The 12504-nt window shown below is 74.3% G+C and carries 10 protein-coding genes and 1 pseudogene; 9 read left to right on the forward strand and 2 right to left on the reverse strand.

Translation table 11 applies throughout. The features are described 5' to 3' along the window. Positions 1-235 precede the first annotated feature (235 nt). Positions 236-1711, forward strand: a complete 1476-nt coding sequence (locus OO57_RS19065; protein WP_033253746.1) for an NAD-dependent malic enzyme — start codon at positions 236-238, stop codon at positions 1709-1711. Positions 1712-2139: 428 nt separating this feature from the next. Continuing rightward, positions 2140-2421, forward strand: a complete 282-nt coding sequence (locus OO57_RS19070) for an HU family DNA-binding protein (RefSeq protein WP_030459611.1) — start codon at positions 2140-2142, stop codon at positions 2419-2421. 75 nt (positions 2422-2496) lie between these two features. On the opposite strand, the gene murA is transcribed toward OO57_RS19070, so the two are convergent. Further along, on the reverse strand, positions 2497-3852 hold the full coding sequence (gene murA / locus OO57_RS19075) for a UDP-N-acetylglucosamine 1-carboxyvinyltransferase (RefSeq protein ID WP_033253747.1): 1356 nt from the start codon (positions 3850-3852) through the stop codon (positions 2497-2499). A 215-nt stretch (positions 3853-4067) separates the two neighbouring features. Between murA and OO57_RS19080 the strand changes: the two genes are divergently transcribed. From OO57_RS19080 to OO57_RS19105, 6 genes and pseudogenes are all read left to right on the forward strand, one after another. Further along, entirely contained in the window at positions 4068-4646 is a 579-nt protein-coding gene (locus OO57_RS19080; RefSeq protein WP_033253759.1) for a YqgE/AlgH family protein, read from the forward strand. Between the two features lie 58 nt (positions 4647-4704). Further along, positions 4705-4980 (forward strand): DUF3039 domain-containing protein, encoded by a 276-nt coding sequence (locus OO57_RS19085; protein WP_033253748.1) that lies wholly within the window; start codon positions 4705-4707, stop codon positions 4978-4980. A 73-nt stretch (positions 4981-5053) separates the two neighbouring features. Further along, positions 5054-6691 (forward strand): beta-N-acetylhexosaminidase, encoded by a 1638-nt coding sequence (locus OO57_RS19090; protein ID WP_033253749.1) that lies wholly within the window; start codon positions 5054-5056, stop codon positions 6689-6691. 237 nt (positions 6692-6928) lie between these two features. Further along, on the forward strand, positions 6929-7825 hold the full coding sequence (locus tag OO57_RS45700; RefSeq protein WP_033253750.1) for an FAD binding domain-containing protein: 897 nt from the start codon (positions 6929-6931) through the stop codon (positions 7823-7825). A 20-nt stretch (positions 7826-7845) separates the two neighbouring features. Continuing rightward, a pseudogene (locus tag OO57_RS45705) lies at positions 7846-8439 on the forward strand ((2Fe-2S)-binding protein); the annotation flags it as partial. Between the two features lie 329 nt (positions 8440-8768). After that, positions 8769-11090: a xanthine dehydrogenase family protein molybdopterin-binding subunit gene (locus OO57_RS19105; RefSeq protein ID WP_033253751.1), complete on the forward strand. Its 2322-nt coding sequence runs from the start codon at positions 8769-8771 to the stop codon at positions 11088-11090. An 82-nt stretch (positions 11091-11172) separates the two neighbouring features. Here OO57_RS19105 and OO57_RS19110 read toward each other — a convergent pair whose 3' ends face one another. Then, entirely contained in the window at positions 11173-12306 is a 1134-nt protein-coding gene (locus OO57_RS19110) for a hypothetical protein (protein ID WP_033253752.1), read from the reverse strand. On the opposite strand from OO57_RS19110, the gene OO57_RS45710 reads away from it, so the two are divergent. Further along, the coding region (locus tag OO57_RS45710) for a hypothetical protein (protein WP_033253753.1) at positions 12296-12504 on the forward strand (209 nt) is incomplete at its 3' end. The two genes, OO57_RS19110 and OO57_RS45710, sit on opposite strands and share 11 nt — an antisense overlap.

Raw genomic sequence — 12504 nt, forward strand, 5'->3', positions numbered from 1 at the left:
CCCTCGAAGGGACGAAGGTTGGGCCCGGGGGCTTGGATCGAGCCGGTGCCGTTCCAATGTAACGCATCCGCGCCGACGGGCAAGGAGGAGCAGGTCCGGACCGGTCGGTTTGTCGGATCCGCACACTCAACGCACGTTATTTCTGGCGAGCCCTTGGTCGGTGCGACCATCGAGGTCTAGCATGCCGAGCGGCATGAACTTCAACAATTTGTTGATTCAGGAAGAAGGAACGTCGATGGCGACGGTGCCCAGTGTCTCGAACTCGATCACGGTCCGGTTGGAGGTCCCGGCCACCGGCAACGCGGTGAGCTCGATCACCACCGCGGTGGAGTCCTCCGGCGGTTCGGTCACCGGCCTCGACGTCACCGCCTCCGGCCTGGAGGCGCTGCGCATCGACGTCACCGTGGCGGCGTCCTCGGTCGCGCACGGCCAGGAGATCGTCGAGAAGCTGCGCACCATCGACGGCGTGAGCATCGGCAAGGTCTCCGACCGCACCTTCCTGATGCACCTCGGCGGCAAGATCGAGATGTCCTCGAAGCTGCCGATCCGCAACCGCGACGACCTGAGCATGATCTACACCCCCGGCGTGGCCCGGGTCTGCATGGCGATCGCCGAGAACCCGGAGGACGCCCGCCGGCTGACCATCAAGCGCAACAGCGTCGCGGTGGTCACCGACGGCTCGGCGGTGCTGGGCCTGGGCAACATCGGCCCGAAGGCCGCGCTGCCGGTGATGGAGGGCAAGGCGGCCCTGTTCAAGCGGTTCGCGGGCATCGACGCCTGGCCGCTGTGCCTGGACACCCAGGACGCCGACGAGATCGTGGCGATCGTGAAGGCGATCGCGCCGGGCTTCGCGGGCATCAACCTGGAGGACATCTCGGCGCCGCGCTGCTTCGAGATCGAGGCCCGGCTGCGCGAGGCGCTGGACATCCCGGTCTTCCACGACGACCAGCACGGCACCGCGATCGTGGTGCTGGCCGCGCTGACCAACGCGCTGAAGGTGGTCGGCAAGGAGATCGGCGAGATCCGGGTGGTGATGAGCGGCGCGGGCGCCGCGGGCACCGCGATCCTCAAGCTGCTGATGGCGGCCGGCGTCGCGCACGCCACCGTGGCGGACGTCCGCGGCGTGGTCCACCAGGGGCGCGACGACCTGGACGGCAGCCTGCGCTGGATCGCCGAGAACACCAACCGCTCCGGCCGCACCGGCACCCTCAAGGAGGCGGTGGCCGACGCCGACGTGTTCATCGGCGTCTCCGCCCCGAACGTGCTGGACGGCGACGACCTGGCCACCATGGCCAAGGACGCGGTCGTCTTCGCGCTGGCCAACCCCGACCCGGAGGTCGACCCGGCGGTGGCCCGGCAGACCGCCGCGGTGGTCGCCACCGGCCGCAGCGACTTCCCGAACCAGATCAACAACGTGCTGGTCTTCCCCGGCGTCTTCCGCGGCCTGCTGGACGCGCAGAGCGCCAGCGTGGACACCGAGATGATGCTGGCCGCCGCCCGGGCGCTGGCCACCACCGTCGCCGACGACGAGCTGAACCCGAACTACATCATCCCCAGCGTCTTCCACCCCGGCGTGGCCAAGACCGTCGCCGCCGCCGTCCGGGACGCCGCACTGGCGGCCCGCGGCGACGCCGAGGCGGCCCCGGAGCGGCCCACCGCGGGCATCGTCGGGACGCTCGACACCGGTGCTTTCCCGGCCGTTCAGCTCTGACCTCCGCCGCTCCGGCGCCCCCGCCGCGCGCGGGGGCACCGGAGCCCTTGCGACACAAGGGCAAGGGGCGTGTTTGGGCTTGTCGGTGCCAGGGCGTACGGTAGCCCTGCGACGGGGAGGCGTGTCCGACAAGTACGGTACGTCCCCGGTTGCGCCACGGCGTGTCGTCCCGGCCGCCGCCCGTTCCGGCCCCGCCGGAGCCGACGGAGCGTCACACCTCCGCCGGGCGGGCGCTGTTCGGGTCAACCGCGCCGCTTCCCGATTGGCTTTCTCAGTGCCGGTCGGGGCAGGATTCGTACCCAGGCGGGCAGTTTGCGGCGCTTCGCGGTGCGAGCCCGGCCCCTGACCACCCCTCGCCTGAACGAACACCGTCGCGCGGACCGGCCACGCCTCCGCGCACGGCAGAGCAACAGACCACAGGAGTACACATGAACCGCAGTGAGCTGGTGGCCGCGCTGGCCGAGCGCGCCGAGGTGACCCGCAAGGACGCCGACGCCGTGCTGGCCGCCTTCGCCGAGATCACCGGCGAGGTCGTCGCCAAGGGCGACGAGAAGGTCACCATCCCCGGTTTCCTGACCTTCGAGCGCACCCTGCGCGCCGCCCGCACCGCCCGCAACCCGCAGACCGGTGAGCCGATCCAGATCGCCGAGGGCTACAGCGTCAAGGTGAGCGCCGGCTCGAAGCTGAAGGAAGCCGCCAAGGGCAAGTGACCCCCCGCAGCTGAACGCACCGGTGGCCGGCCTCCCCTCGGGGAGGCCGGCCACCGGCTTTTCCGCGGGCCGCGCTCAGGCGGTCAGCTGGACCTCGGCCGTCTCGGCCGCCGACGGCAGCTCGATGTGCGCGCCCAGGTCGCGCAGCTTGTCCATGAAGTTCTCGTAGCCGCGGTTGATCAGGTCGATGCCGTGCACCGTGGAGGTGCCCTCGGCCGCCAGCGCCGCGATCAGGTACGAGAAGCCGCCGCGCAGGTCGGGGATGACCAGCTCGCCGCCCATCAGCTTGGACGGGCCGGAGACCACCGCGGAGTGCTTGAAGTTGCGGGCCCCGAACCGGCACGGGGTGCCGCCCAGGCACTCGCTGTACAGCTGGATGTGCGCGCCCATCTGGTTCAGCGCCCCGGTGAAGCCCAGCCGCGACTCGTACACCGTCTCGTGCACGATGGACAGGCCGGCGGCCTGGGTCAGCGCCACCACCAGCGGCTGCTGCCAGTCGGTCTGGAAGCCCGGGTGCACGTCGGTCTCCAGGGCGATCGCCTTGAGCTCGCCGCCCGGGTGCCAGAAGCGGATGCCCGCGTCGTCGATCTCGTAGGCGCCGCCGACCTTCCGGAAGGTGTTCAGGAAGGTCATCATCGGGATCTGCTCGGCGCCGCGGACGTAGATGTCGCCCTTGGTGGCCAGCGCCGCGCACGCCCAGGACGCCGCCTCCAGGCGGTCCGGCAGGGCCCGGTGGGTGTAGCCGTCGAGCTCGTCCACGCCGGTGACCAGGATGGTGCGGTCGGTGCCCAGCGAGATGATCGCGCCCATCTTCTGCAGCACGCAGATCAGGTCGACGATCTCCGGCTCGATCGCGGCGTTGCGCAGCTCGGTGACGCCCTCGGCGAGGACCGCGGTCAGCAGCACCTGCTCGGTCGCGCCGACCGACGGGTAGGGCAGCTCGATCTTGGTGCCGCGCAGCCGCTGGGCGGCGACCAGGTAGGTGCCCTGCGGGTGCTTCTCGATGGTCGCGCCGAACTGGCGCAGCACCTCGAAGTGGAAGTCGACCGGCCGGCCGCCGATGTCGCAGCCGCCCAGGCCCGGGATGAACGCGTGGCCCAGGCGGTGCAGCAGCGGCCCGCAGAACAGGATCGGGATCCGCGAGGAGCCGGCGTGCGCGTCGATGTCCGCGACGTTGGCGGACTCCACGTGCGACGGGTCGAGGATCAGCTCGCCGTCCTCGTCGCCGGTGCGGACGGTGACCCCGTGCAGCTGCAGCAGGCCGCGGACGACCTTGACGTCCCGGATGTCCGGCACGTTGCGCAGTCTGCTGGGGCCCTGGCCGAGCAGTGCGGCGACCATGGCCTTGGGGACCAGGTTCTTGGCGCCGCGGATCTGGATCTCGCCTTCGAGCGGGTTTCCGCCGTGGACCAGCAGGACGTCGTCGGTCATCGTTCTCGCAATCCGGGTGCGCAGGAGGTTTTCGGCTGCGGAGTCGGGGGAAGGGCCCCTCGCCACCCCTAGATGGTAGGGGGTGGGCGATTGGTTCCCGTGTGCCCTAATGGTGATCATGCTGTAGGAGCGGCTCCACAGCACCGCCGCTGGTCCGTACGGGTGGCCCGCGCGGACGGCCGCCGGGTGTCCCGGGGAGGCCGGTACGGGGCATGATGTCAGACATGGAAGCGGCCCCCTCGCTCACCGGGCGACTGCTCGTGGCGACGCCCGTGCTGACCGACCCGAACTTCGCCAGGTCGGTGGTCCTGCTGCTCGACCACGACCCGCAGGGGGCGCTGGGCGTGGTCCTCAACCGGCCCACCCCGGTGGACGTGGCCGCGGTGCTGGACGGCTGGGCGCCGCTGGCGGGCGACCCGGCGGTGCTGTTCCAGGGCGGCCCGGTCGCGCTGGACTCCGCGCTCGCCGTCGCCGTCGTCCCCGGCGAGGACCACCACGACGCCCCGCTCGGCTGGCGCCGGGTGCACGGCGCGATCGGCCTGGTCGACCTGGAGGCGCCGCCCGAGGTGCTGGCCGGGGTGCTCGGCGGGATGCGGGTGTTCGCCGGGTACTCGGGCTGGTCGCCCGGGCAGCTGGAGGACGAGATCGCCGAGGGCGCCTGGCACCTGGTCGACTGCGAGGCGGGTGACCTCTCGTGCAGCCGGCCCGACCGGCTCTGGCGGGAGGTGCTGCGCCGCCAGCGCGGCCCGCTGGCGATGCTCGCCACCTACCCCGACGACCCGCTGCTGAACTGAGGCCGCCCGCCCTCCCGTGGTGGCCCGGTTCCGGGCGGCCCCCATAGACTTGGCACCCATGAGCACTCTTGAGCCCGAGCGCGGTCTCGGCACCGGCACCCTGGTCGAGCCCGTCCCGCAGACTTCGCACGGGGACGGCGACCACGAGCGCTTCGCCCACTACGTCCAGAAGGACAAGATCATGGAGAGCGCGCTCTCCGGGTCCCCCGTGGTGGCGCTGTGCGGCAAGGTCTGGGTGCCCGGGCGGGACCCGAAGAAGTACCCGGTCTGCCCGATGTGCAAGGAGATCTTCGACGGGCTGAACAACCAGGGCGGGGACGACAAGAAGGACTGACCGCGGGCGACCTGCGGAAATCTCCCTCAACTGGTCTATGCCAGTTGGGGCGGTCCGGGGCAGGATGGGGCACATGGACCTCATCCCCGCCCCGTTGCGCGTCCAGGCCCGCACCGGCGCCCCGCCCTTCGTCCTGCACGCCGGCTCCCGGATCGCCGCCGCCCCCGGCACCGAGGCCCCCGCCCGCCGGCTGCGCGCCGAACTCTCCGCCGCCACCGGCTTCGACCTCGACCCGGCGCCCGCGGGCGAGGACGGCGACCTGCGGCTGGCCCTCGACCCGGAGCTCGGCGCCGAGGAGTACCGGCTGAGCGCCGACGCCGCCGCCGTCCGGCTCACCGGCGGCAGCGCCGCGGGCCTGGCGCACGCCGCGCAGACCCTGCGCCAGCTGCTCGGCCCCGCCGCGTACCGCAGCGCCCCGCTGCCCGGGGCGAGCTGGACGGTGCCCGCGGTGGAGGTCCACGACGCGCCCCGGTTCGGCTGGCGCGGCGCCATGCTGGACGTCGCCCGGCACTTCATGCCCAAGGCCGGGGTGCTGCGCTTCGTCGACCAGCTCGCCGCGCACAAGCTCAACGTCCTGCACCTGCACCTGACCGACGACCAGGGCTGGCGGTTCGAGGTCAGGCGCTACCCCAGGCTCACCGAGGTCGGCGGCTGGCGCGAGCGCTCGATGGTCGGCTACCGGGCGGGCGGGCGGCGCGACGACCAGCCGCACGGCGGCCACTACACCCAGGACGACCTGCGCGAGATCGTCGCGTACGCGGCCGCCCGGGGCGTCACCGTCGTCCCCGAGATCGACCTGCCCGGCCACAACCAGGCCGCCGTCGCCGCGTACCCCGAGCTCGGCAACACCGACGTGGTCGACACCGCCGCGCTCGGCACCTGGACCGACTGGGGCGTCAGCGAGAACATCCTGAACGCCTCCGAGGCCACCCTGCGCTTCTACGAGCACGTGCTGGAGGAGCTGCTGGAGGTCTTCCCCTCGACCTTCGTGCACCTCGGCGGCGACGAGTGCCCCAAGGACCAGTGGAAGCGCTCCGACGCCGCGCAGGCCCGGATCGCCGAACTCGGCCTCAAGGACGAGTTCGAACTGCAGAGCCACGTCATCCGGCACTTCGACCGCTGGCTGGCCGCGCGCGGCCGCCGCCTGATCGGCTGGGACGAGATCCTGGAGGGCGGCCTCGCCCCCGGCGCCGCCGTCTCCTCCTGGCGCGGCTACGAGGGCGGGATCGCCGCCGCGAACGCCGGGCACGACGTGGTGATGTGCCCCGAGCAGCACGTCTACCTCGACCACCGGCAGGCCGACGGCGAGGACGAGCCGGTCCCGGTCGGCTGGGTGCGCACCCTGGAGGACGTCTACCGCTTCGAGCCCGTCCCGCCGCAGCTCGACGCGGCCGCCGCCGCGCACGTCATCGGCACCCAGGCGAACCTCTGGACCGAGTTCATGTACAGCGGGCGCGACGTCGACTACAAGGCGTTCCCGCGGCTGGCCGCGTTCGCCGAGGTCGCCTGGTCCGACCTGCCGCGCGACCCGGCCGAGCGCGACTGGGCCGGCTTCGAGCGCCGGATGGCCGCCCACTACCCGCGGCTGGACGCGCTCGGCATCGAGTACCGCCACCCGGAGGGTCCGCGCCCCTGGCAGCGCAAGCCCGGCATCGTCGGCCGCCCGCTGGACGGCCCGCCCGGGCCGTCCGGCGAGGGCACCGCCCCGTGAGCCCGCGGACTCCGTGACGGAGCGTCAGCAGGAGGGAACTCCGGGCGAGGCCCGATCGTCATGACCGGGTGAACAACCGATCACCTCGGCCACGACCTGATCGCGGTCGCGTCCGGAGTTGTCCCGAGTTGTTCGGACCTGTCCGCGACCCGGGAAGTGATCAGCGGTCTTTGTGTGCCAGAGTTGCCCAACCCGCACCGATCGCCCGTACCCTACGGGCGGCAGGCCGCACTGCAAATGGAGCACGGTGGGAACCTGGTGAACCGGACGATCATGTTGCCGGCCTCGGTCGACGAGGCGGTCGAAGCGCTGGCCGTCACCCCGGGGGCGGTGCCGGTGGCGGGCGCCACCGACCTGATGGAGGCCGTCAACGCCGGCCGGCTGCGGCCCGCCGCGCTGATCGGACTCGGCCGGATCACCGAACTGCGCGGCTGGCGCTACGAGGACGGCGGCACCGCCGTCCTCGGCGCCGGACTCACCCACGCCCGGATGGACCGCCCCGACTTCGCCGCGCTCATCCCCGCCCTCGCCGACGCCGCCCGCACCGCCGGGCCCCCGCAGGTGCGCAACGTCGGCACCCTCGGCGGCAACATCGCCACCGCGGCCCCGGCCGGCGACACCCTCCCGGTGCTCGCCGCCCTCGAAGCCACCGCCACCCTCGCCCGGGCCGGCGGCGTCCGCGAGGTGCCGGTCAGCCACCTGCTCACCGGCCTCGACCCGCTGCGCCCCGGCGAACTCCTCACCTGGGTGCGGGTCCCGCTGCTGCACGCCCCCCAGGTGTTCCTGAAGTCCACCGGCCGCAGCGGCCCGGCCCGCGCCACCGCCTCCGTCGCCCTCGTCCTCGACCCCGCCCGGCGCGGCGTGCGCTGCGCCGTCGGCGCCGTCGCCCCCGTCCCGCTGCGGCCGCTGGAGGCCGAGAACTGGGTGGCCGGCTGCATCGACTGGGACGCCCGCGGCGCCGAGGGCGCGGTCCTGATCGACCCCGCCGCGCTCGCCGCCTTCGGCGAGTACGTGGCCGGGGCGTGCGTCCCCGAGGGCGGGGCGCACGGAGAGGGGTCGGGCTCGGCCGCGGCCCGGCTGCGACGTACCGTGGCGGTGCTGGCCCGCAGGGCACTGGGAAGGGCGCTGAAGTGACGGACGAACTGCTGAACCACCCCGGGGCGCCCACCGGCGACGTGCGCCCCACCGCCTCGTACACGCTGCGCGTCAACGGCGTGGAGCGGCCCGTCACCGACGCCTGGATCGGCGAGAGCCTGCTCTACGTGCTGCGCGAGCGGCTCGGCCTGGCCGGCGCCAAGGACGGCTGCGAGCAGGGCGAGTGCGGGGCCTGCTCGGTCCAGGTCGACGGGCAGCTGGTCAACGGCTGCCTGGTGCCCGCCGCGCTCGCCGCCGACAGCGAGATCGGCACCGTCGAGGGCCTGTCCGGCGCGGGCGGCGCCAGCGACGTCCAGCAGGCGCTCGCCGACTCCGGCGCCGTCCAGTGCGGCTACTGCACCCCCGGCCTCGCCATGGCCGTGCACGACCTGCTGCAGCGCAACCACCGCCCCGGCGAGGTCGAGGCCCGCCAGGCGCTGTGCGGCAACCTGTGCCGCTGCACCGGCTACCGCGGCGCGCTCGCCGCCGTCCAGGCCGTCGCCGACGCCCGCGAGGCCGCCCTCGAAGCCGAACTCGACGCCGCCGCGCAGGCCGCCGCCGCGGGCCCGGCCGCCGCACCCCCCGCCGCGGCCCCGCCGCAGCCCGACCACGGCGCCGAGCTCCCGCTGTACGCCGACTCCGAGCTCTGGCACGAGGCCGACCAGCTGATCCCCGCCCAGCCGCAGGGCGAGACCCCGCGCACCGGCGGCTACGCCTACCCGCCCACCCCGCCGCACGGCACCCCCGTCCCGGCCGACTGGCAGCCCGCCCCCGCCCCCGCCGCCACCGACCCGTTCGGCACCACCACGTACCAGGACGCGGGCCCCTACGACGGCACCGTCTACGCCACCGACGGCTACGGCACGGACGGCTACGGCACCCCGTACCCCGGCTACGACGCCACCCCCGCCCACGGCATCCGCCTCCCCGAGGACGAGAACGCATGACCTCCGCGACCGAGCTCCCGGCGCCCGCCCCCGCGGACCCCGGGACGGGCACCACCGGCCTCGGCACCTCCCCGCTGCGCACCGACGCCCTCCCCAAGGCCCTCGGCATCTACCCGTACGCCGCCGACCTGTGGGCCGAGGGCCTGCTCTGGGGCGCCGTGCTGCGCTCCCCGCACCCGCACGCCCGGATCCTCTCGGTGGACACCGCCCCCGCCCTCGCGATCCCCGGCGTGCACGCCGTGGTCACCGCCGCCGACCTGCCCGCCGGACCGGACGGCACCCCCGACGGCGCCCCCACCGGGCAGGTCACCGCCGACCGCCCGGTGCTCGCCGCGGGCGTCGTGCGCCACCACGGCGAACCCGTCGCCGCCGTCGCCGCCGACCACCCCGACACCGCCCGGCTCGCCGCCGCCGCGATCCTCGTCGAGTACGAGCCGCTGGAGCCCGTCACCGACCCCGAGGCCGCCTTCCACGCCCCGCCGCTGCACCCCGACGGCAACCTGCTGCGGCACCTGCCGCTGCGCACCGGCGACCCCGACGCGGTCGGCGAGGTCGTCGTCGAGGGCCTCTACCAGGTCGGCCGCCAGGACCCGGCCCCGATCGGCGCCGAGGCCGGCCTCGCCGTGCCCCGCCCCGACGGCGGCGTCGAACTGCACCTGTCCTCCACCGACCCGCACGGCGACCGCGACCGCACCGCCGCCTGCCTGGGCATCGACCCCGACCGGGTCCGCCTCGTCGGCACCGGCGTCCCCGGCGCCACCACCGACCGCGAGGACCTCTCCTTCCAGGTCACCCTCGCCCTGCTCGCGCTGCGCACCGGCCGACCGGTCAAGATGACCCTCACCCGCGCCGAGTCCTTCCAGGCCCACACCACCCGCCACCCCGCCCTGCTGCGTTACCGGCACCACGCCGACGCCGACGGCCGGCTGGTCAAGGTCGAGGCGCAGGTCCTGCTCGACGGCGGCGCCTACGCCGACGTCTCCGCCGAGGCGCTGGCCTCCGCCGTCGCCTTCTCGGTCGGCCCCTACACCTGCCCCAACGTCTTCGTCGACGCCTGGGCGGTGCGCACCAACAACCCGCCGGCCGGCCGGATGCGCGGCGAGGGCGCCCTACAGGCCTGCTTCGCGTACGAGTCGCAGCTCGACCAGCTCGCCAAGCAGCTCGGCATCGACCCGGTGGAGATCCGCCGCCGCAACGCCATGACCACCGGCGACCCGCTGCCCACCGGCCAGGCCGTCACCTGCCCCGCCCCCGTCGGGGCCCTGCTCGACGCGCTCGACACCACCCCGCTGCCCGCCCTCCCGCTCGACGACCCCGAGGCCGACTGGCTGCTGCCCGGCGGCCCCGGCGGCGCGGGCGACCCCGCCGCGGTGCGGCGCGGCATCGGCTACGCCGTCGGCATGGTGCACATGCTCGGCGCCGAGGGCGAGGACGAGGTCGCCACCGCGACCGTCCGGGTCTCCGGCGACCACGCCACCGTCATCTGCGCCGCCGTCGACTCCGGCCAGGGCTTCGCCACCCTCGCCCGGCAGATCGTGCAGAGCGTGCTCGGCGTCAGCGAGGTCTACATCGCGCCCGTCGACTCCGACCAGTCCGCGGCCGGCCCGTCCGCCCGCAGCCGCCACACCTGGGTCTCCGGCGGCGCGGTCGAACGGGCCGCGCTGATGGTCCGCCACCAGATGCTGCAGCCGATCGCCGCCGACTTCGGCATGTCCGTCGAACTGCTCACCATCAACGACGGGAAGATCACCTCGTACGACGGCGTGCTCGGCATGCCGGTCAGCGAGGCCCTGGAGGGCCGCGAGCTCTGGGCCACCGCCCAGTGCCGCCCGCACCCCACCGAGCCGCTCGACCCCGAGACCGGCCAGGGCGACGCCTTCGTCTCCATCGCGTTCTGCGCGATGCGCGCCGTCGTCGACGTCGACATCGAACTCGGCGCCGTCCGGGTCGTCGACGTCACGGTCGCCCAGGAGGTCGGCCGGGCCCTCAACCCCCGGCAGATCGAGGACCGGATCGAGGGCGCCGTCGCCCAGGGCGTCGGACTCGCCCTGCTGGAGAACCTGCGCACCGAGGGCGGCGTCCCCGTCAACGCCTCGCTCACCGGCTACCGGCTCCCCACCGCCCTGGACACCCCCGACGTCCGGATCGCCGCCCTGCTGGAGGAGCGCGACGTCGTCGCCCCCTTCGGCGCCAAGGCCGTCAGCGCCGTGCCCGCCGTGGTCGCCCCCGCCGCGGTCGCGGCCGCCGTCCGGGCCGCGACCGGGCTGCCGGTGGGGCGGCTGCCGATCCTGCCGGAGGACGCGATCGCGCCGGCCTGACGGCCCCTCCCGGGCGGCCCCTCCCGGCGGCCCCTCCGCGACGGGCGGCCCCTCCGCGACGGGGGTCAGCGCCGGGCGGGGGTCAGCGCCGGGCGGGCACGGCCGCGCGGACGTGCGCCGCCCAGGCCGCCCGGAACTGCCCCAGGGGCTGGCCGGTCGCCGCGGTGACCTGCTGCTCGTACTCCCCGGGCTGCCCGTACTGCGCCGCCACGAACGCGAACACCTTCGCGTCGCCGTGCTTCGACGCCATGAACCGCAGCGCGTCACCGGCCAGCGTGTAGTTCGCCGTCCTCCGGTCGGCGTCGTCGGCGTAGAACTCGCCGCTGTCGCCCGGCAGTTGGCCGTCGAAGGGGATGCCCCTCAGGTACGCGTCCAGCTCGTCGCGGGCCAGCGAGTCCTTGCCGCGCAGCGCCATGTACTCCGCGAAGCCCTCGGAGACCCAGTCGTGCGGGCCCCCCTTCCCGTCGAAGCCGCCCGAGGTCGTGAGCAGCGGGGCGACGATCGCGTGCGCCATCTCGTGCCGGCCGATGTCCGTCACGCCGTCCCGCCACTGGTCGCCGGTGAAGCGGCTGCCGGTGGTGTCCATCACGATCCGGCTGCCGCCGACCAGCAGGTCGCCGCCGCCCGCCTTCGACCCGTCCGCGGCCGGCATCGGCATGTTGACGCCCGCCTCCAGGCTGTCGTCCGGCTTCCCGTCGCCCCGGTACAGCTTGTTGTAGACGTCCCGGTCCTTCTCCAGCACCACGAAGAACCCGCTCGCCCCCCGGCGCTCGCCCGTCGGCGCCGGAGCGTACTCCCGCCAGGCCGCCAGGTCGTCCTCCGCCGCCCGCGCCAGGACGTCCGCGTCCCGGTCCAGTTCGGCCGCCTGCCCCTTGTCCGACATCACCACCAGGTGGTCGCGGACCCGCACCGCCAACTCGTCGTACGCGTCCCACGGGGCCGGGTAGTAGCCGAACCCGGCGTCCTTGCCCTGACTGTCCTTCACCCCGCCGACCTCGGTGACCACCTCGTCTATCCCCGGCGGCGGGCCCGCCACCGGATCCGGGCTCGGGCCCGAGGCGGCGGACAGCACCTTCCACCCGTACTGCTCGGTGACCGGGAAGTTGTCCACCCCCTTCACCTGGTGCACGAAGTCCACCGTCAGCTGCCCGTCGATCGTCAGGCCCGGTTCCCACCGCGCCGTCTCCCACGGGATCCTGACCAGGTTGCGGAACACCAGCCGCTGCTTCTCCTTCGTCGCCCCCGCCGCGAACGGCTTGACGAACGCCTCCTCGTCCTTCGCCGCCAACGCCGCCGTCAGCCCCTCCGTCACCTTCTCCCACGCCCCGCCCCCCGCCGCCGACGGCCCCCGCACCGGCACCCGCTGCCGCGCCGCGTGCAACAACCCCACCCCGCCCGCCACCACCCCCGCCAC

This window comes from Kitasatospora phosalacinea (assembly GCF_000717185.1).
Lineage (GTDB): Bacteria > Actinomycetota > Actinomycetes > Streptomycetales > Streptomycetaceae > Kitasatospora > Kitasatospora phosalacinea_A.